Origin of the sequence: Staphylococcus coagulans, from assembly GCF_022557135.1 — a bacterium.
Taxonomy (GTDB): domain Bacteria; phylum Bacillota; class Bacilli; order Staphylococcales; family Staphylococcaceae; genus Staphylococcus; species Staphylococcus coagulans.
This window is the reverse complement of sequence record NZ_CP092966.1, coordinates 1,447,367-1,464,299: the sequence shown is the minus strand read 5'-3', so window position 1 is coordinate 1,464,299 and position 16,933 is coordinate 1,447,367. Positions and strand designations below refer to the sequence as shown.

The following is a 16,933-nucleotide window of genomic DNA, read 5'->3' as shown; positions in this document are numbered from 1 at the left end:
CTTTTTATACGCTAGGTGTGTGTTGAATAAATCAACCACCTCATCTAATTTACGTTGCAACTTGTAATGCTCTTTCCTTAGTTCTGTAATGTCGTCGATAAGGCTATCACACTGTTGCTTATACTTTTCGATTTCTGACAGTAAATTTGCTATCATTCCACCATCTCCCCATCTTTCCAAATTAACGTCATAGTCATGTCGTCATTGAGAATGTAGAATGCTTTTATGTCAACTCTGAATGCGTCTATTTCAATAATGTGTCTAATAGTTTTGTTTTTATATACTTCAGCAGACAAATTTCCTAACCCATTTTTATACACCTCTATCAAAGTAGGAATAACCGTATCCTTTGTGATTTCTTCCTCGACCTCTACCCTGAAAGTTTCGTCTGAATCTACATATTCCAAATTTGTAACCATACCCCCAATGTCGAACTTCACTATTCCATCTCCGCTCCCAATAAACATTCTGCTTCTAACATCGTTATCCCACGCCCACTCAATTAACCGTGGTAACGTCATTTCTTTTTTAACTTTAATTTTCATCATTTTTCCTCCTCTAGAATTTCAATTACTCTTTCAGGTGTTAAATAGCCTTGTACGTCTTCAACAGTTTCGTCTGTGATGACTGCCATTTCATACAACCCTTCTTTGCTTCCATACGATGCCCAATGTTGAACCACACTTAACTTTCTGCCTGTCCCTGTACTAAAAATGTATTGAATACCGTCGTACAAAGTTTTGTGCTCGATGTATTCGTCTCGTTCTAAAAACGCTTGTTTTAAATTGATACTCATATTGCGCACCTCTCAATAATCAAATATCGTCTTTTGCGTACCTAGCTCTTGCTCTAGGAACAAGTTATGCGTCGCTTTAAACCGCATCAATTCAACTTCGCTCATATCCCACATTTGTCCTGCAAAGATAGCGTTCGCCACGCCTGCAACGTTGTATCTGTCCTTAATTGGTACAACACTGATTACCTTGCGACCGTCTTGGTCGAATAGATTGTATTTATCAAAAATACTCATAGCATGCACTCCTTATTCCGTTTTTTATCGCGTGGATCAATCAGCATTGCTACACGATTATGATTTACACCAACCACAAAACCTTTTACACCACGCTTGTGCAACTCCTTTTGTAACTGCGTCGGCGACTTGCCAGCTGTATTAATGCGGTAGCGTTGCTTTACAGTGTCGCTTAAATCTCTCACAACCATCACGTCAACCCCAGTTCTTGTTGAATTTCTGCAATACTTACTTTTATGCCTACCATGCGTTGACTGTGACCCTTTTTCTTAAACATTTTAGCTTCCTCCACTTGCGTCGAGGGGTTTACAATTCGTTTGAATGTCGATAATGGCATATCCAACTTTTTTAATATCTCTTTCCTCGTTCCACCGCATACAACATCATCGCCTTTATAAATCACGTATTCATATTTTGGTACACCCATCAGCGAGCAACCTCCCACTTGTCATACGCCCGTTCTAAGTACCAACGCGCCTCTGCTAAGTCTTCTTTGTTATTCTTATGCCCTGCACGGTTGATACACATAATCGCATTACCAATCGCAAACGCTAAGTGTGGCGGATAATCTTTAATGACCTGTTCGATATAGTCGATAACCTCTATATCGCCATATGTGTAATGGCTTGGATTATTAACTACATCTTCTTTGTGTGTTGCAATTTTTGTACTACTCGGTATCAGGTACCATTCGTCGTCATCTGAAATAAACACTCCGAGACCTTTATCCAATAAAACTCTGGCGCTTCCATCAGCAAACTTAAATCTTACTTCCCCCGTTTGACCAATAGGCTCTTCATCCCATCGTTCGTTAGCTCTATATCTATGGACACCAGTTATTATTTGAACTCTATCTCCAATCTCCAAATCTTTAACTTTCATATCGTTTCCTCCTCATATATGGTTTAGTATTTACAATCTCGTCAATACTCCAGTAATTCTTGTATCGACTTAACACAATGCTAGGTGTGATACCTTTGTGTATCATTTTTGCTTTTTGTGACCTAGTAAATCCTATAAATTTAATGTCTTTCCAAGTTGTGTCATGCATTCCACAACACCTTACTTTCTAAGTATTTATAGTAGTCGCTAGGTTCTACTGACTGCGGATATTTAGATAAGTGCGATTTATCCTTGCGACTATTTTTATACGCTCTATACGCACGATCAGTTTTTAATTTATCGAAACTATCTTGTGTTGATTCTGTTACTTTATCGCCATTACGTCCTAACGCAATCGTGTACATTCTCATTCCTCCTCGATAATTTTGAGTGCATCTTCCACAGTGTATGCAACGCCTGCGATAGCGCCGTTACGTTTAACCACATCTATAAAATGCTTTTGCACATCTCGAACACGTCCACCTGGTTTTTTTACTTCGATAAAAAATATTTTTCCATCAGGTCTAAAACCGAATAAGTCACAAAATCCTGGTGGTAATCCTGTATCGAATATCCGACCATCTGCTGTTTTAACTTTTCCAACATTTGCTCTAAAAATCATATTGTTTTTAGAAACTGCAATTCTAATTAAGTTTTGTATGTCTTGCTCTGTCATTTGTATTTAACCTTTTTGAAATTACTCGATTCTCTAACATCATCAATACAACCAGTAATATCCATATCCAACATATCTATTTCGCCATCTTCTCTTAAGGCAAAAATGATTATTTTAGATTCTATTTCTTCTCCATCTTCATCATAAATTGCATATAAATTTGGTGGTGCAGGCATTATTTGTACATATTTATCGTTCATTTTTAATCTCTCCTCTTAATTTGGGAATGTTGGGAATTACTTTTTTAACTATTTGGGAATAAAAAAACCAGTCATATCAAGGGTTCAAGTCGATTTTGGGAATTAGGGAGTAAACTTTAGAAACTTTTTAAAATATAGGGTAGTTTATTTTTACTTATATTACTTTTTATTTATTTACTCCCATTACTCCCAAAAGAATAAAAAGAGTAGTAAAAGTATTGATTTCATGGGATTTTGCTTTGGGAGTATTTTATAAATTTAACTCCCAAAACATTCCCAAGCTGTTATTTTCACTCCCAAATTAATAATTTTTAATAGTAAAACCAGGTGCATAATCTGTATCACTAACTTGAATTCCTTGATAATATTCATAACTTGATTTTTTTACTGAAAATTTCTTTTCCATTTCTTTTCTAAACTTCCTGCTGCTCATTCTGTATTGATGATTATCTTTCGCCCATTCATCATACGCTTTGAATAATTGAGGAGTTCTAATAAATTTACCTTCTCCAACTTCGCAAACGTCTTGTATGAATAACTCTGTACTATCCATTTCAATTCTATATTCTTCTCTCTGCTCTCTGATGATTTTAGGTTCAGCGAGTCCAATACGTTGCCATTCGAGATAACCGTCAACACACCACTTTACGATTGCAGGGAGTTCTTTTTTAAGTTTCTTTGTAAGATCCTTGTCAACTTGTTCCAGTGGTATCTGCTTTTCGAACGGAATGATGACAAAACGACGCCATATCCCGTCATCAGTACCACGTACGTATGGTTTGTGGTTAGTTGCCATCCATAGTTTTAATTGTGGTGTAAACTCGAATTCGTTCTCATACAATCGTCTGGCCGATACTTTATCGCCACCTGTTAGCTGCTTAAGCAAACCTTCATCGAAACGATCTCCTTCGTTTGGTTCTGTTGTGGTAACGAATCGAGCACCATCTAGTTTAGCTATCTCTGGCGATGCATCAGAATTGTTTTTGCCTGCCATAATAGCCTGTGGGCGAATGTTCGTTGCATAATCCCCAAACACTTCATTCATGATGTCCAAAAATACCGATTTACCATTACGGCCGTTACCGTACAGCACAAACAACACTTGCTCTGTGGTAAACCCTGACAACGAATAACCTACTGCACGTTGGATATAATCAATCAAGTCTTGTCGTCCTAAAAATATATCGTTTAAAAAATCTAACCATATCGGACAATCTGCTTTATCCGTGTATTCGGTATTACTCATTTTTGTAAAGTATTTATTTTTCTCATGCTCCAATAACTCACCTGTGGTTAAATCAATAAAACCATTCTGTAAGTTAAATAATGTAAAGTCGTTATCAAAACTTTGATGATTGATAGGTAATAAGTGCTGGCACTCTTTCAGCATGTTTACCTTTTTGCTATGATTGCGTGAGTCTTTCCAATGTCTGTAACGATATTTCTTCATATCCTCTTCTTCAACATCGTCACTCTTAAAAAGTTTTTCGTCTTTCAATTTATCCACTACTTTATCGACTAAGTGTTTCATCTTACCTGCGTCATCTTTTTTCCAACGTTTGCCGTCGTAATAAAACCATGCATTTGCTGTGTAGTTGTATCGAATATAATCGCCGAAGTGATCACGCAAACGTTCTGCATTACCTGTATCATCATAAGAGTAACGTTTATCCTTTTTAGCAGGTTTAACATCTTGGTCCATAATGTAAATCTGAAAATCGTTATCTGTGGACACTTCTGGAATAAACTCACTGTGACAACCATCGATTGCTTTACTAATCGTTTGATTGCCGTATGTGTCATCTCCGTGCTGCTCATCCCATTTATCTCTATACAAAACCGATTTTCTAAAAATCGAGTCCATCTTATGGGGGTCACGTGCAGTCCAAAACGCTAAATCATTACAAAAAGCAAGGTCTGCTTCTGATTGAGAGTTATAAAACTGCGACCAGTCTCCCTCATGCAATGTGGTAAAACGTAATCCGTTCTTTGATTTTTTAGCAATTTCGATTATCTTCTCTTCCGACAAATCGTTGCCGAAACCTTTACTGGTATTAATAACTTTCTTTTCAGTGTCAGGTTTTAAAATGTATTTACCGTGCAGGTAAGACAGTTTATTCATCTCATCATCGTTTACACGGTTGTAACCACCGATGTGTTTGCCTGTCATTGTAAAAAATCTTCCACGATTGTAAATTTCGACGTTGCCACGTCTGCGGCCTTTTTCAGGTAATTCTCCTTTTATGATGAGGTGTATGCCATTGCCAGAAGGACTTATTTCTGCATACGTTTCTAAAACTTCTATAAACTCACTCACGATATTTTCCGATTCATTGTTTTCTAAAAATTCGGTAATCTCTGAACCGATACCATCTAAGTCCACACCGATATAGGGTTCTTTAAAGAAAAAACCGATACCGTCATAATTGACTGATAGACTTGCAGCAACTTCGAAAGATACCCATGTGTTTTCATCGTTTGATTTTGCCATTTGGTTTGTAAGAGGGTTATAAGGGCGTTTTGTTTTACGCCCGTTTGTACCCTGTTCAATCCTAAAGCAACACCAACGATCTAACTCTTTCAATTCGTAAGGTATACTGTCGTACATAATAACCCTCCTTATTTTTTTACGAATTAAAATGGCAAGTCTTCATCGATATCGATTCCACCTGCAAATGGATTCTCACCATCTTCTGTTTTAAATTGATGTGTCATTTCAGGCAATGCTGTTTTATCCCAACGTTTAACATTAAGGTTCTCGTACGTTTTGCCGTTATAATCAGACGTTTCATTTTTAACCGTGACTTTAACGGGTTTACCTAAATAGTCGGCAAACAATTCTTCAATTGATTTATACGCTTTTCCTTGTTGTAACTGTGCTGCTGCACCAATAGTGTTAAAGAATCGCATGTCATATTTACCTGTTGCTTTTGATTTCCAAATTTTATGGAAGATGATATTGTTTTTGTATTTTTGATTAACATCATTACGGATAGTTAAGCGCATGTCTACGTGTTCTGCGCCACCTGGCGTCACGTTCTCCTCACATTTAGTAATTACCGTTTCGTAAGTTCCGTCTTGGATACCTCCGTCGAAAGTATCTTCCATATTTAAAGTAAAGTTTGTCATTTATAATTCCTCCGAATTTTTATATTAGTCCTAAATGTTTGCCTTGATAGTATGCCCAACCAGGCTTATATCCTAAGTCGTTAGCGAGTTGGTAAAGTTCTTTCATACTTTTGCAATCTTTAGGTTCTTTAAAATTTAGTTTGATAAATGTTTCTTCTGTAATTTCTTCGAGTTCCGTTTCTTCATCCTGTTGTAACTCTTGTTCTTCTGACTGCCACTCATGCCCACAATACGGACATTCTGAATGTGTAGAAGCTACTACACTGAAGCATTCGGGGCATTGCTTTGCTGAAATAGTGTTTTCCTCACGTTTTTTCTTGTCTACACCTTTAAAATGCTCGTGCCAGTCATGTTCAGTAGTGGGCAATCCATGTGTAAGATAGTTGCCTACATGATCTATGATGATTGCTGACTTGTTCTCTTGATATCTCATAGCACGCATCGTCTGTTGAATAAACAGTGTGAGTGATTTAGTGGGGCGTAACAATATGACACAATGACAATCTGGTACGTCCACACCCTCTCCATACAATTCTGCGTTGACGAGAATCTGCACTTCGTTATTTCTAAACTTTTCCATCGCAGCATCACGTTCAGCTTTAGGTGTTTTACCATCAACCTGTAACGCTTTATAACCTGACTGATTGAATTTTTCCGCCACTCGTTTACTTGATTCAACGTTGTGTGTGTATACAATTGTTTTTTTACCTTCTGCAAACTTTCTGTAATTCTCAACAGCGTCGCCGTAGATAGTTGTTTTCATCGCGTTTGTAATTGAGTCAGCACGATAGTCACCTGTACTTGCTGTTTTAAGCTGATTAGCGTCGAGTAAATTTACCGAATAATATTTGAATGGTGCTAATCGTTTGTGGTCGATTAACCACTCGACTGTTTTGCCTGGTATTAAATCAGTGAACACACTTGTAAAACCTTTGCCGTTTAATCTGCACGGCGTGGCACTAAACCCAAATACATAGGCGTTTGGAAAACTTTCAAATATATCAAGATATGTTTTAGCTAACGAGTGATGTGCTTCATCTACTAAAATGATTGACGGTTCAGGTTCTGCACCACGTTTAACACGATTCTTGATTGTTTGAACCATTCCGACGTGACATAGATCCATGTCAACGTTATTCAAACGAAACGTGTTTTTTATTTGATTCACTAACTCTATTCTGTGGACGCAAAACAATACTCTATTGCCTTTATCTGTGGCACGTCTAGCCACTTCTGACATTGTGACTGATTTACCACTGCCAGCTATGCAGGCGATTGCACCATTATGTTTTGATTACCTTTTGATATGGATTCGTAAATACCATTGATTAATTCTATTTGGTAATCGCGTAATTGGAAGTTAGTCGCCATTATCGACCACCTCCCCGTCGACCTTAAACAAATCTTCTTGCAGACAGTGTTCTCTGCTGTCTAATTGATTCTTTGCAAATATTTGATTTGTCGGCATTAAGATAAACCCTCGTTTGCCCGATTCTTTATTTACGATTAATCTAGCGACTACCTGGCATAATCCTGCAACGTTATCACGAATCGTTTTACGAATATCAGGTACAGATTGTGTGATTTGCTGTCCTGCAGGCGTGTAGAAGTCGTAGTTTGTTTCCCATGCTAAAAACACAAGGCGTTTTTTTAGAGATTGCATGTAACGCAGACTGTCTATTGTAAAGAAGTCCACACGTTGATAATGTGACATCTCGGGCACTCTTTCGTTTTTACCAGTACGTCCAAGATTTGCTAGCATTGACCTAAACAATTCTGATAGGTTATCTACGACGATGTTGTCGTATTTTTTTAGTAATTCTTCATTTTCTGCAAACCACTTCATCAATTCGCCCCACTCTGTCCATGCCTCGTGGGAGTTAAAATCTAAGATTTCTATATTTTCGTTACCTTTCAATGGACGTTCTGATTTATCCACACTTACATACAACGTTTTACCAGGCAGATAATTCAATGTGTGAGTTTTACCGCTACCAGGTTTGCCGTAAATAAGGTAAGTCGAATTATCTGTTGCAATGTTTTTAGCGTTTGATATAGTAAAAGCCATCTATCTCACCCCTAAACTTTCATTCTCAACGAGTGAGGCACCCGCAACATCAACACCTGCTTTGATGTCTTTCTTGATTTGCGTTCTATTGATTTTAGGCGCTTGTACTACTTTGTATTTATCAGGTATCGCATTTTCGTCATCAATTTGAGTTGAGTCAGATTTTCGAATAAAGTATGTGAATTCCTCTGTTTTGAATTTCGTTTCTCCTTTGTATTTCATCGAATCTAACATATAATTTTGAAGTGATTTGATTTTGTTTTCGTACGATTTACGACGTTTGCTAAGTGCCGTTTCACGTTCTTTTAAAGTGTTAATGTCACCTTTTAGTGATAGAATCATCTTTTGCATAGCGTCATATTTACGTTTTTGCTCATCTTGAATGGCATCTAATGTGTCTTTCACATCATCAAAACTTAATTCTTCATTTTCAAGCATTTCTAAAATTGCTAGCTCGTTTTGATTTAGATCGAATAGGTTAGTCATTTATTAACTCCTCCCCTGCAATAACATTTTTAACTTTATCGACCAAGTTATTAATAATTCCGTCATCTAACCAACTGTATATAAACAAAATTCCGTTATTATGCTTATATCGTTTGTCGTAATGAATAAAGTTAATATGCGTTCTATTGTTGTCGTCTGTTCCGAACTCAACCGACCCTTCTATGTCTGAATAAGCAAGACAACGATTCAATTCGCTTGCGATTTCTAACATTTTTTCTGTTTTCATTTTTTATCCCCCTAATCTTCGACGAGTTGGTTTTCGGCATCGAATAATTCGTTTTCTAAACGGCGCGCTTTATCGTCTAAATATTCAATTTCATCTTCTAATTCAGCAATTCTAGCTTTTAGCCGAACCTCTTGCCCAACGAGTCTTTTAAATTCGGTATAATGTATTGTCACTAATTCCATAGTTTGTTCCTCCTAAAATTGTGATATAATTAATCCGTGAATATTTTTAATTGCTTTGACTGTTTGCTAGTTGCTGCTAGCACTCAGTCTTTTTCTATCATTTCCATAATTTGTGCAACAGCTAGTGGTTTCTTCAAATGATTTGACATATTTAACATGTAACTTAAAGTTTTCGGTGTTCCTATAACAGACTCACTAAAAAGATTCATATTATCGCCTTCATCCAATCCAACTAACGCGATAAGACTTGGTTCAAAACCAGTGTTCGCATCTATCTCGTTCACTAACTCGTAAAGCTCCTCCATTTTCTTTCTAAGTGTTTCGATGACCTCTTCTTTTGTTAAATTTTTCATTTTTTTATTCCTCCGTTAATAATTTGATAGTGTGCTGTGTACCGTAGTACGTGACGATTTCGGCAACAGTTATCACGAATAAGATTGTGGTAAAGTACACGCCACTGAACGCTAAGATTGTACCTAAGATAAATGCTACCGATAGTGCCATAAACCATGCTGTAATAGTTTTCATTTAATTCCCTCCTTTTCAATGATGTCTTTCAAAGCACCAGTTTTTAAACCGAGATTGACAATGCGTTGTGTCAATTCATCTATTTGCTCTTGTGTCATTGTAATTCCTCCTCTTATTTTTGTTGTGCTATACTTACTTCAACTCCTATCGAAAGGAGGTGATAAATAATGAATTGGAATGAATTCGAAAAGTTTTTTAGAAAAGTAACAAATGAAATAGATGAACAATTCGACCCCAACAGTGAGTACTTCAAAAATACTGTTAACGAATTAAAATCAAAATCGAATGGTCAATTCTCAGATGAGTACATCTATTTACTTGCATTACATGAATGCTCTAAAAAACATAACGAAACGCTTATTTACAGTGTTGTTCATAAGTTTTTAAAAGGAGAATAGAATCTTTAACTCTTCCTTTATCAACAGGTAAAACAATATTATTTTCCTCATTCTGCTCACTGCCATGAGTAGTTTGAGGTTTTTTGTTTTCTTCTTGCATTATTTGTCCTCCTTTTAGGTTTGGTGTCTCAGCACCTACATTCAGTACACGGTCTTGGCAATGACCTAATGTATTATGGCGTGGCTCGTATCGTGGCTCACTCTCGCTTGCATGTACTCAATGCGGGTGCTGAGATGTTCGATTAACTTGTTTGTTTTTGTTTTTCTTTAAATGCTAAAATGATTGATTTCTTTTTATCATTCATAAATACGAAATTTTCGTACTCGTTCCCTAAAAAAATATCATCGTATTTAACATTAAAAGCGCTCATATATTTGGAAAGCAAACTGTCTTTAATGTTGGTGGAGTCTTTTTCCATATTTTGAATCGTACGTGATGAAACACTAAATAAATCTCCTAACTCTTCTTGTGTCAACCCGGAATCAGTTCTCAACTCTTTTAATGTTTTCATGTTGTCACCGCCTTTCAGTAATACCAATATAATACGAAATTTTCGTACTGTCAACACAAAATACGTTTTTTTCGTAAACTTCTTTACTATGATATGAAAATTTCGTATAATACGAAATAAGGAGGTTGTGACTTATGAATAAAGAACGCAACAAAATCATTGCTAATAATATAAGAAAATATTTAAAACAAGCTAATATGACGCAAAAGCAATTAGCTGAATTAATCGGCATTAAACAATCCACATTGAGTGACTATTTGAATTTACGTTCTAATCCATCGCATGGAGTAATACAAAAAATCGCAGATGTTTTTGATATTGTTAAAAGTGACATTGACACTACATATAAGGAAAATAACGACATCACTTCCATATACGACAAACTCACACCTCCCCGTCAAAAGCGTGTACTAGATTTCGCTACTGAACAATTAGACGAACAAAACAACAAAGTCTTACAAATAAATTCGAATAACATAGTTTCAGAAGAGGTCGCCGTTTATGGCTATGCTTCAGCTGGTACTGGAGAAACATTAATAGATGGTGTCGAGTTCAAGACGCAGTACAACGGTTACATACCTAATCACGATTTTGCACTTCAAGTCAACGGTGATTCTATGGAACCTCTATTTGAAGATAAAGAGATTATCTTTGTTGATAAAACGAAACAAATCAACAGTGGTCAAATCGGTATCTTTGTTATTGATGGGGAAGCTTATTTGAAAAAGGTGTTTATTAGCGATAAAGGTATACGTTTAGTTTCGTTAAACTCGAAATATCCTGATTTACATTTTGATAGTAGTCACGATATTAAAGTAGCAGGAAAAGTTATACTTTAAGGAGGAATTAAATATGACTGAGGAGTTTGAACATTTCCACGTTAATACAGGTGGCAAAAAATTATCAGAAGAGGAATTAAAAGAAACACAAGATTTTATGCACAGTGACGAATTCAAAAAGATGATTGAAGAAACAAATGAAAAACATAAGAGAGTTATGGAATCTAACATTACTGATCGTACAAAAATATAATGAGCACCCTCGAGGTGCTTTATATAAAAACAATTTTAAGGAGCGTGCGATATGAAAAGATTGTTATTTTTGTTACTGTCAAGCCTGTTAGTCTTATCAGCGTGTGGAGATAATGAGAAAAAAGAAGAACCTAAAAAAGAGACAAAATCAGAAGAAAAGAAAGTTGATAAGGAAAAGAAGGAAGAGAAGAAAAAGGAAGTCGTAAAGAAACCCCAGCAACAATCAGATGAAAATTCACAAGAGCAAACAATTGAACAAAATCAACAAACACAACAGCAGGCACAAAATTATGATCCCCAACAAGAAACTCCAGTAGTTGATAAAAATACTGTTACAGAATATTACAACGGACAATCACACACAACGACTAATAATCCGGTTAAAGAGGAATATGTTGAAGGAGAAACCGACCCGATTTATGAACGCGAGTACAAACACTTTTATACAGAAGATGAAGCAAGACGTGCACAAGAGAATAGCGATGCAATATTGAGGGAAATGGGATTAGAACCTGGACATTATGAATAATTTCCAGGGTAGCATGCCTACCCTTTAATAACAACATATTGCAGATTCCTGATATAAGATGATATAATATAAATATATTAAAGGGTTACTCTTTAAAACACGTATATATTTGTTACCTTTTTGGTAATTAACCATGTAATCTTATAATTATAAGTGGCGTCTGTAGTTTATACAGACGTCTTTTTTATACAGTTTCACGGCTAGCACGCCTACCCTTATTATTTTTTACTATTTTTGAGGAGGAAATAGAATGAATGTAGCCATATATTGCCGTGTTAGTTCGCAAGAGCAGGCAAATGAGGGTTATTCAATACACGAGCAAGAGCGTAAATTAAAATCGTTTTGTGAAGTGAATAACTGGAAAAATTATAAAGTGTTTGTGGATGCAGGTGTATCAGGTGGTACAATAAACCGCCCTGCTTTTAATAACTTACTAGCTAATTTAGATAAATTTGATTTAGTGTTAGTTTACAAATTAGATAGATTAACACGATCGGTTAGAGATTTACTATCTTTATTAGAGACTTTTGAAGAGCATGGTGTATCTTTCAGAAGTGCGACAGAAGTTTTTGACACTACCTCTGCTATCGGTAAACTATTTATCACGATTGTAGGCGCTATGGCGGAATGGGAACGCTCTACAATACGTGAACGTAGTTTATTCGGTAGTCACGCCGCAGTGCGTGAGGGTAATTATATTAGGGTAGCTCCTTTTTGTTACGATAATATAGATGGCAAACTTGTGCCAAATGAGCATAAAAAAGTTATCGAATATATTGTTAAAAAATTATTAGAGGGCGTGACAGCGACAGAAATCGCTAGACGACTTAATAACGCCAATAACTATCCGCCAACTATAAAAAACTGGAGTAAAACAACAGTTATCAGACTTGTAAATAATCCTGTAATGCGTGGACATACAAAGCACGGCGATTTGTTTATAGAAAATACACACGAGCCGATTATTACAGAACATGATTATAAAAGAATTTCAGAACGACTATCATCACGTGTTAATTATAAAAAGCAAACACATACTTCAGTTTTTAGAGGCGTACTTGAATGCCCACAGTGTGGTCATAAGTTGCATTATTTCAAAACAAAGCTTAAAAATAAAAGCAAGACTTATTATAGTGAGGGCTATCGTTGTGATTACTGTCGCACAGATAAAACAGCACGTAATATTGCGATAACTTTTTCTGAAATTGAACGTGAATTTATTGAGTATATGAGCAACATAAGATTGAGTGATAATTACGGCATCAAAGTAGAACCTAGAAATGAAGTTGTCAAAATAGACATTAATAAAATAATGCGTAAACGGTCTAGATTTCAAGAAGCCTATGGCGATGGATTGATGACGAAAGATGAATTTAAGCAAAAAATGTTTGAAACGCAAAAATTGATTGATGAATACGAGGGAATGGAAAACAAAAAAGATGTGGACGATCACATTACAAAAGAACAAGTACAAGCTATTCAAAATTTGTTTAGACATATTTGGGACAGCCCTAGTGTGTCTCGTGAAGATAAAGAAGAGTTTGTTCGACAGTCAATCAAAAAAATAGACTTCGATTTTATTCCCAAAAGCAAAGTGAATAAAACGCCTAATACGCTAAAAATAAACAATATAGATTTGCATTTTTAACATGTATGGTTTAGCACATTGTAGGTCGCGCCAGTACCGCCCATCAGTGCAACGAAATCCTGTGTAGATTGTGTTAATGCAAAACTTGCATGCTGCCCTTCTCTAAAAAGACGTAAATTTTCAGCTTGGTTATTATACATAATCGCAACTACAGCAGGACCCACAACGGATGGGCCATGTACACCAATAAACCAAAAGAAAGCAATGAACCCAAAAATAATGGCAAAGCCTAAGTAACCATTGGCAGCCGTAAATAATGGTGAAAGTAAGATTGTCACAAGCTCAGCTAAATTTCCTTCTGTTAAATGTCTCACTAAAATATCAATGATCCAGAAAAAAGAGACCGATAAGGCGAAAGGAATCATATCCTTAAACGCTTGTGCAATATTCCCTGGAACTTGGGGAGGCATCTTAATCGTAATATTATTTTTTATACAAACGTAATAAATGTTAGGAACGATAAATGCGACTAAGAAAGAAGCAATCAATCCTTTGGTACCTAACATATCAATATTAATACCATCTTTTACAGGATTCATCGCTAAAATTAATAGTGCTGATTCGGCAGCGATAAATGTGGAGATAACATTGATTTGGTTTGTTTTAGGTAACTTGATATTTTTATTATCAGTCAGTGATTTGGTGACAGTCCCTGAAATATAAACGGCGATCATTCCCATTGTAAATGTGTAAACTTTCATAATGATTTCTTCAATATGTTTTGGCCAGTGAAATCCCCATATATTAGGCACATACGCAACTAAAATAAACAATGAAGAAAATAAAATAACAGGCATAACTGCGACAAATCCGTCACGAATTGCAGTTAAATACGGGTTAGCTGCAACTTTTTCAAAAAAAGGTTTCATACGTTCTATATACTTGATAATGGATTTCATATATATCCACCTACCTTTCAAAACGCTCTAATTGCTGATAGACATCAATAAAGTATTTTGCAATATCTCGTAAAGCCATTGTCGTCATGAGATGATCTTGTCCATGAACCATGACAAAACTCATTTCTCCGACTTCGCCACGCGACTCTTTTGCTAAGAGCTGTGTTTGTTCCACATGTGCTTCATTAATAAATCGGTTCGCATTTTCAATGTGTGCTTGTGCCTCTTGAAAGTTTTTACTTTTGGCCGCCTCGAATGCACGCATAATTTCTGCGCGTGCATCACCTGCTATAGCAACAATGGTAAATCCAATCATCATGTTATCTTCCTTAGACATAAATTTTCCTCCCTTATCGACTTAAATGAGTCGCTCTAAATGCAATTGAAAATGATATTTATCAGTTTCTAGAACGGTGAGCTGAAATTGATTTTCTAAAGCTTCTGCCAGCTCGTTTGCAAGTTTATACGAGACTGGATGAGATTGTTTTAATCCAGAAAAAATAGCAACATCAATCGAACTTAATTGATTTTCATCTTTATTTGCATTTTGAGACTCATAAAAGTAACTCATGTGTGTGAAAAAGCGGTCGTAGTGATAATGGTTACGTTGAGTTCGAACAATTTGGTGGTCATTTAAAAACTGATTTACAAAGTTAATGATACGAATGAATCGTGCATTATCTTCTATTTGAGCCGTGTTTACATCCAACTTGGCATTGAGAAAATGTAATGCTAAACTGACGATTTCAGATTGTGGAAACGATGGCGCTAAGTTTTGATTAATGATTTTTAACCCTAGTTCTGCGGCCTCCATTTCAAGTGGATAATGTGACTGCATATCTGGTATAACGGTTTCTTGCCAAAGGTTATTTTCAATACGATGTTGTGCTGCATATAAATGATCAGCTAATGTTACATAAAGATAGTCTTGAAACGTCAGATTAAAATGTTTTTGTACAGTTGAAACAACTTCAAAGCTAGTTAAGATGTATTTAATCGGAACATCTTTAATTAAAAAAGTCAGATTCTGCTTCATATTTTCGTTTTCTAGACGAAAAATTTTCTCAACCCTTTGACGTTCTAAGGTGTCCCCTTTTTTCTTTTTAAAGGCGATACCTTTGCCAGTGACAATCAGTTCTTCTTGCTCGTGTGATTTGACAATTGCACAATTATTGTTCAAAACCTGTTGAATAATCATTTATAAACCTCCCAAAACTCAAATAAAAAAACCACAAATCAATTCGTCTGATACAAAATTGATTTGTGGTTTCGCCTAATTCAATAGTCACGATCCATGGAAATGTTTTAAAATGTCCGTTTTTGTTCTTTATGATAATAATAAAGCTGTTCAATTTAAATGTCAATATAAATTTAATATGACGAAACATAAATAAGGATACATTGACATTAAATAAATATATGAAAAAAAGCCCTATCATCATGTGATATTATGACGACAAGGCTTTATTTGAAATGACTTTATGTTAAAAAATTTATGTGAGTTAATCTTCTAAGCGAGACCAACCTTTTTTCGTTAATGTGATTTTACCAGTTTCAATATTGATAATGCGCTTTTTATATAAATGACCGATAGCGCGTTTAAAAGCGCCTTTACTCATGTTAAAAACTTCTTTTATAGCTTCTGGGCTAGATTTGTCCCAGAATGGTAATTCGCCTTCGTATTCAACAAGTAGATTAAATATACGTTCGCCATCTTCATCCAAACGTTCATGCGCAAAAGGTAAAAATGAACCATTTAATTCGCCTTTATCATTGTAGCCAATAATGCGCACATCTAACTGCTGTCCTAGACGTGGTTCTTCCTTACGTTCTGACTCATGCACAAAAATTTTGTAGCCTTCTTCTGATAAAAGAAATGTACCTACACGTAATAAACGATAAGGGCGTGCTTGAATCATTTTATTTTTAAGTGCGTCATCATGAACAGGTGTGTACATTTGTTGGACAGTTGTTTCCGATGCAAGTCGTGCAAACATTTGTCTTTCACGGTCAATTCTCAATGTACATAAAATGTAGTCTCCTTTTACAGGCCATAACGATTTAAGCTTTGGTAAATCTTCCCATGGTACTAAAACTTCTCTTGGTAACCCCACGTCTAAGCGTGCACCATCACGATCAGTGCTCAGTACACGAACAAAGTCATAACGCCCCACGGTAATATCGGGCATATTTTGAGTCGCAAATAAATCACCAGATCGGTTTGGATAAATGAAAAAGCTATATGACTCCCCTATTTCTAATTCATCATCAGTATTGACTTCTGACGCATTCAATTTCACAAATTCTTGATTCGGCCCTTCCAAATGATATGTAGAACCTTCAAGGGCTTTTACTTCTAAAAATTCAATCGTCCCTATAATTTCATTTTCTTTAAATGACATAACGTACTCCTCTATAATTAAGTTATTTCTATTATAGCATCTTATAGTGGTATAAGCATTAAGGGTTAGTTACATTTAAAAGTCAT

Annotated in this window: 29 protein-coding genes; 5 read left to right on the top strand and 24 right to left on the bottom strand. The window is 35.8% G+C overall.

What is annotated here, in order from left to right; translation table 11 throughout:
• Positions 1 to 152: 152 nt before the first annotated feature.
• From KM149_RS07035 to KM149_RS06950, 18 genes are all read right to left on the bottom strand, one after another.
• Complete coding sequence (locus tag KM149_RS07035) at positions 153 to 545, bottom strand: hypothetical protein (RefSeq protein ID WP_241415235.1); 393 nt, start codon at positions 543 to 545, stop codon at positions 153 to 155.
• Entirely contained in the window at positions 545 to 796 is a 252-nt protein-coding gene (locus KM149_RS07030) for a hypothetical protein (protein ID WP_241415234.1), read from the bottom strand. The genes KM149_RS07035 and KM149_RS07030 overlap by 1 nt, the downstream gene beginning before the upstream one ends.
• Positions 797 to 808: 12 nt before the next feature.
• Positions 809 to 1,030: a DUF3269 family protein gene (locus KM149_RS07025; RefSeq protein ID WP_165546310.1), complete on the bottom strand. Its 222-nt coding sequence runs from the start codon at positions 1,028 to 1,030 to the stop codon at positions 809 to 811.
• The gene (locus KM149_RS07020) at positions 1,027 to 1,221 is read right to left on the bottom strand and encodes a hypothetical protein (protein WP_241415588.1); all 195 of its coding nucleotides are present in this window, start codon (positions 1,219 to 1,221) and stop codon (positions 1,027 to 1,029) included. The genes KM149_RS07025 and KM149_RS07020 overlap by 4 nt, the downstream gene beginning before the upstream one ends.
• A complete protein-coding gene (locus KM149_RS07015) occupies positions 1,221 to 1,457 on the bottom strand; it encodes a hypothetical protein (RefSeq protein WP_241415233.1) in 237 nt (78 codons plus the stop codon). The genes KM149_RS07020 and KM149_RS07015 overlap by 1 nt, the downstream gene beginning before the upstream one ends.
• Positions 1,457 to 1,912, bottom strand: a complete 456-nt coding sequence (locus KM149_RS07010; protein WP_241415232.1) for a DUF3310 domain-containing protein — start codon at positions 1,910 to 1,912, stop codon at positions 1,457 to 1,459. The genes KM149_RS07015 and KM149_RS07010 overlap by 1 nt, the downstream gene beginning before the upstream one ends.
• 161 nt (positions 1,913 to 2,073) lie before the next feature.
• Positions 2,074 to 2,277 carry a hypothetical protein gene (locus tag KM149_RS07005; protein WP_241415231.1) on the bottom strand — a complete coding sequence of 68 codons (204 nt, stop codon included), beginning with the start codon at positions 2,275 to 2,277 and terminating at the stop codon, positions 2,074 to 2,076.
• Positions 2,278 to 2,279: 2 nt separating this feature from the next.
• Complete coding sequence (locus KM149_RS07000; RefSeq protein ID WP_241415230.1) at positions 2,280 to 2,588, bottom strand: VRR-NUC domain-containing protein; 309 nt, start codon at positions 2,586 to 2,588, stop codon at positions 2,280 to 2,282.
• A complete protein-coding gene (locus KM149_RS06995) occupies positions 2,585 to 2,788 on the bottom strand; it encodes a pathogenicity island protein (protein WP_241415229.1) in 204 nt (67 codons plus the stop codon). Before KM149_RS06995 ends, KM149_RS07000 begins: the two co-directional genes overlap by 4 nt.
• A gap of 301 nt (positions 2,789 to 3,089) precedes the next feature.
• Entirely contained in the window at positions 3,090 to 5,396 is a 2,307-nt protein-coding gene (locus KM149_RS06990) for a phage/plasmid primase, P4 family (RefSeq protein WP_241415228.1), read from the bottom strand.
• A 26-nt stretch (positions 5,397 to 5,422) separates the two neighbouring features.
• Positions 5,423 to 5,917, bottom strand: coding sequence for a DUF669 domain-containing protein (locus tag KM149_RS06985; RefSeq protein ID WP_241415227.1), 495 nt, complete (start codon positions 5,915 to 5,917; stop codon positions 5,423 to 5,425).
• A 19-nt stretch (positions 5,918 to 5,936) separates the two neighbouring features.
• Complete coding sequence (locus KM149_RS06980) at positions 5,937 to 7,157, bottom strand: DEAD/DEAH box helicase (RefSeq protein WP_241415226.1); 1,221 nt, start codon at positions 7,155 to 7,157, stop codon at positions 5,937 to 5,939.
• Between the two features lie 120 nt (positions 7,158 to 7,277).
• Positions 7,278 to 7,985: an AAA family ATPase gene (locus tag KM149_RS06975; protein WP_241415225.1), complete on the bottom strand. Its 708-nt coding sequence runs from the start codon at positions 7,983 to 7,985 to the stop codon at positions 7,278 to 7,280.
• Positions 7,986 to 8,471, bottom strand: a complete 486-nt coding sequence (locus KM149_RS06970; protein ID WP_241415224.1) for a siphovirus Gp157 family protein — start codon at positions 8,469 to 8,471, stop codon at positions 7,986 to 7,988.
• Positions 8,464 to 8,718, bottom strand: coding sequence for a hypothetical protein (locus KM149_RS06965; protein ID WP_241415223.1), 255 nt, complete (start codon positions 8,716 to 8,718; stop codon positions 8,464 to 8,466). The genes KM149_RS06970 and KM149_RS06965 overlap by 8 nt, the downstream gene beginning before the upstream one ends.
• An 11-nt stretch (positions 8,719 to 8,729) precedes the next feature.
• Positions 8,730 to 8,900: a hypothetical protein gene (locus KM149_RS06960; protein ID WP_241415222.1), complete on the bottom strand. Its 171-nt coding sequence runs from the start codon at positions 8,898 to 8,900 to the stop codon at positions 8,730 to 8,732.
• Positions 8,901 to 8,983: 83 nt separating this feature from the next.
• Positions 8,984 to 9,253 (bottom strand): DUF2482 family protein, encoded by a 270-nt coding sequence (locus tag KM149_RS06955; RefSeq protein ID WP_241415221.1) that lies wholly within the window; start codon positions 9,251 to 9,253, stop codon positions 8,984 to 8,986.
• Positions 9,254 to 9,257: 4 nt separating this feature from the next.
• Positions 9,258 to 9,428: a hypothetical protein gene (locus tag KM149_RS06950; RefSeq protein ID WP_241415220.1), complete on the bottom strand. Its 171-nt coding sequence runs from the start codon at positions 9,426 to 9,428 to the stop codon at positions 9,258 to 9,260.
• A gap of 167 nt (positions 9,429 to 9,595) precedes the next feature.
• Between KM149_RS06950 and KM149_RS06945 the strand changes: the two genes are divergently transcribed.
• Entirely contained in the window at positions 9,596 to 9,826 is a 231-nt protein-coding gene (locus KM149_RS06945; protein WP_241415219.1) for a hypothetical protein, read from the top strand.
• Here the strand turns inward: KM149_RS06945 and KM149_RS06940 are convergent.
• Both KM149_RS06940 and KM149_RS06935 read right to left on the bottom strand, forming a co-directional pair.
• The gene (locus KM149_RS06940; RefSeq protein ID WP_214892679.1) at positions 9,786 to 9,926 is read right to left on the bottom strand and encodes a hypothetical protein; all 141 of its coding nucleotides are present in this window, start codon (positions 9,924 to 9,926) and stop codon (positions 9,786 to 9,788) included. The two genes, KM149_RS06945 and KM149_RS06940, sit on opposite strands and share 41 nt — an antisense overlap.
• 142 nt (positions 9,927 to 10,068) lie before the next feature.
• The gene (locus KM149_RS06935; protein ID WP_241415218.1) at positions 10,069 to 10,338 is read right to left on the bottom strand and encodes an SA1804 family transcriptional regulator; all 270 of its coding nucleotides are present in this window, start codon (positions 10,336 to 10,338) and stop codon (positions 10,069 to 10,071) included.
• A gap of 134 nt (positions 10,339 to 10,472) precedes the next feature.
• On the opposite strand from KM149_RS06935, the gene KM149_RS06930 reads away from it, so the two are divergent.
• The 4 genes from KM149_RS06930 to KM149_RS06915 all read left to right on the top strand — a co-directional run bounded on the left by KM149_RS06930 (position 10,473) and on the right by KM149_RS06915 (position 13,546).
• Positions 10,473 to 11,177 (top strand): XRE family transcriptional regulator, encoded by a 705-nt coding sequence (locus KM149_RS06930; RefSeq protein WP_241415217.1) that lies wholly within the window; start codon positions 10,473 to 10,475, stop codon positions 11,175 to 11,177.
• Positions 11,178 to 11,190: 13 nt separating this feature from the next.
• A complete protein-coding gene (locus KM149_RS06925) occupies positions 11,191 to 11,370 on the top strand; it encodes a hypothetical protein (protein WP_241415216.1) in 180 nt (59 codons plus the stop codon).
• 51 nt (positions 11,371 to 11,421) lie between these two features.
• Complete coding sequence (locus KM149_RS06920) at positions 11,422 to 11,898, top strand: hypothetical protein (RefSeq protein WP_241415215.1); 477 nt, start codon at positions 11,422 to 11,424, stop codon at positions 11,896 to 11,898.
• A 250-nt stretch (positions 11,899 to 12,148) separates the two neighbouring features.
• The gene (locus KM149_RS06915; RefSeq protein WP_241415214.1) at positions 12,149 to 13,546 is read left to right on the top strand and encodes a recombinase family protein; all 1,398 of its coding nucleotides are present in this window, start codon (positions 12,149 to 12,151) and stop codon (positions 13,544 to 13,546) included.
• On the opposite strand, the gene KM149_RS06910 is transcribed toward KM149_RS06915, so the two are convergent.
• The 4 genes from KM149_RS06910 to KM149_RS06895 all read right to left on the bottom strand — a co-directional run bounded on the left by KM149_RS06910 (position 13,543) and on the right by KM149_RS06895 (position 16,847).
• Positions 13,543 to 14,445 carry a PTS transporter subunit EIIC gene (locus tag KM149_RS06910; RefSeq protein WP_241415213.1) on the bottom strand — a complete coding sequence of 301 codons (903 nt, stop codon included), beginning with the start codon at positions 14,443 to 14,445 and terminating at the stop codon, positions 13,543 to 13,545. The two genes, KM149_RS06915 and KM149_RS06910, sit on opposite strands and share 4 nt — an antisense overlap.
• A gap of 10 nt (positions 14,446 to 14,455) precedes the next feature.
• Complete coding sequence (locus KM149_RS06905) at positions 14,456 to 14,782, bottom strand: PTS sugar transporter subunit IIA (RefSeq protein WP_060829940.1); 327 nt, start codon at positions 14,780 to 14,782, stop codon at positions 14,456 to 14,458.
• 21 nt (positions 14,783 to 14,803) lie between these two features.
• Positions 14,804 to 15,643 carry a CAT RNA binding domain-containing protein gene (locus KM149_RS06900; protein ID WP_182280346.1) on the bottom strand — a complete coding sequence of 280 codons (840 nt, stop codon included), beginning with the start codon at positions 15,641 to 15,643 and terminating at the stop codon, positions 14,804 to 14,806.
• A 304-nt stretch (positions 15,644 to 15,947) separates the two neighbouring features.
• Positions 15,948 to 16,847: a CvfB family protein gene (locus KM149_RS06895; protein ID WP_165545428.1), complete on the bottom strand. Its 900-nt coding sequence runs from the start codon at positions 16,845 to 16,847 to the stop codon at positions 15,948 to 15,950.
• Positions 16,848 to 16,933: the final 86 nt, after the last annotated feature.

Coding starts and splice junctions, on each gene's coding strand:
- KM149_RS06980 (WP_241415226.1), bottom strand. CDS start 7,157: ATGTCAGAAGTGGCTAGACGTGCCACAGATAAAGGCAATAGAGTATTG.
- KM149_RS06975 (WP_241415225.1), bottom strand. CDS start 7,985: ATGGCTTTTACTATATCAAACGCTAAAAACATTGCAACAGATAATTCG.
- KM149_RS07015 (WP_241415233.1), bottom strand. CDS start 1,457: ATGGGTGTACCAAAATATGAATACGTGATTTATAAAGGCGATGATGTT.
- KM149_RS07035 (WP_241415235.1), bottom strand. CDS start 545: ATGAAAATTAAAGTTAAAAAAGAAATGACGTTACCACGGTTAATTGAG.
- KM149_RS06955 (WP_241415221.1), bottom strand. CDS start 9,253: ATGAAAAATTTAACAAAAGAAGAGGTCATCGAAACACTTAGAAAGAAA.
- KM149_RS06965 (WP_241415223.1), bottom strand. CDS start 8,718: ATGAAAACAGAAAAAATGTTAGAAATCGCAAGCGAATTGAATCGTTGT.
- KM149_RS06950 (WP_241415220.1), bottom strand. CDS start 9,428: ATGAAAACTATTACAGCATGGTTTATGGCACTATCGGTAGCATTTATC.
- KM149_RS07005 (WP_241415231.1), bottom strand. CDS start 2,277: ATGTACACGATTGCGTTAGGACGTAATGGCGATAAAGTAACAGAATCA.
- KM149_RS06935 (WP_241415218.1), bottom strand. CDS start 10,338: ATGAAAACATTAAAAGAGTTGAGAACTGATTCCGGGTTGACACAAGAA.
- KM149_RS06910 (WP_241415213.1), bottom strand. CDS start 14,445: ATGAAATCCATTATCAAGTATATAGAACGTATGAAACCTTTTTTTGAA.
- KM149_RS06970 (WP_241415224.1), bottom strand. CDS start 8,471: ATGACTAACCTATTCGATCTAAATCAAAACGAGCTAGCAATTTTAGAA.
- KM149_RS07020 (WP_241415588.1), bottom strand. CDS start 1,221: ATGGTTGTGAGAGATTTAAGCGACACTGTAAAGCAACGCTACCGCATT.
- KM149_RS06940 (WP_214892679.1), bottom strand. CDS start 9,926: ATGCAAGAAGAAAACAAAAAACCTCAAACTACTCATGGCAGTGAGCAG.
- KM149_RS06945 (WP_241415219.1), top strand. CDS start 9,596: ATGAATTGGAATGAATTCGAAAAGTTTTTTAGAAAAGTAACAAATGAA.
- KM149_RS06930 (WP_241415217.1), top strand. CDS start 10,473: ATGAATAAAGAACGCAACAAAATCATTGCTAATAATATAAGAAAATAT.
- KM149_RS07000 (WP_241415230.1), bottom strand. CDS start 2,588: ATGACAGAGCAAGACATACAAAACTTAATTAGAATTGCAGTTTCTAAA.
- KM149_RS06995 (WP_241415229.1), bottom strand. CDS start 2,788: ATGAACGATAAATATGTACAAATAATGCCTGCACCACCAAATTTATAT.
- KM149_RS06915 (WP_241415214.1), top strand. CDS start 12,149: ATGAATGTAGCCATATATTGCCGTGTTAGTTCGCAAGAGCAGGCAAAT.
- KM149_RS06925 (WP_241415216.1), top strand. CDS start 11,191: ATGACTGAGGAGTTTGAACATTTCCACGTTAATACAGGTGGCAAAAAA.
- KM149_RS07030 (WP_241415234.1), bottom strand. CDS start 796: ATGAGTATCAATTTAAAACAAGCGTTTTTAGAACGAGACGAATACATC.
- KM149_RS07010 (WP_241415232.1), bottom strand. CDS start 1,912: ATGAAAGTTAAAGATTTGGAGATTGGAGATAGAGTTCAAATAATAACT.
- KM149_RS06920 (WP_241415215.1), top strand. CDS start 11,422: ATGAAAAGATTGTTATTTTTGTTACTGTCAAGCCTGTTAGTCTTATCA.
- KM149_RS06905 (WP_060829940.1), bottom strand. CDS start 14,782: ATGTCTAAGGAAGATAACATGATGATTGGATTTACCATTGTTGCTATA.
- KM149_RS06960 (WP_241415222.1), bottom strand. CDS start 8,900: ATGGAATTAGTGACAATACATTATACCGAATTTAAAAGACTCGTTGGG.
- KM149_RS06900 (WP_182280346.1), bottom strand. CDS start 15,643: ATGATTATTCAACAGGTTTTGAACAATAATTGTGCAATTGTCAAATCA.
- KM149_RS06990 (WP_241415228.1), bottom strand. CDS start 5,396: ATGTACGACAGTATACCTTACGAATTGAAAGAGTTAGATCGTTGGTGT.
- KM149_RS06895 (WP_165545428.1), bottom strand. CDS start 16,847: ATGTCATTTAAAGAAAATGAAATTATAGGGACGATTGAATTTTTAGAA.
- KM149_RS07025 (WP_165546310.1), bottom strand. CDS start 1,030: ATGAGTATTTTTGATAAATACAATCTATTCGACCAAGACGGTCGCAAG.
- KM149_RS06985 (WP_241415227.1), bottom strand. CDS start 5,917: ATGACAAACTTTACTTTAAATATGGAAGATACTTTCGACGGAGGTATC.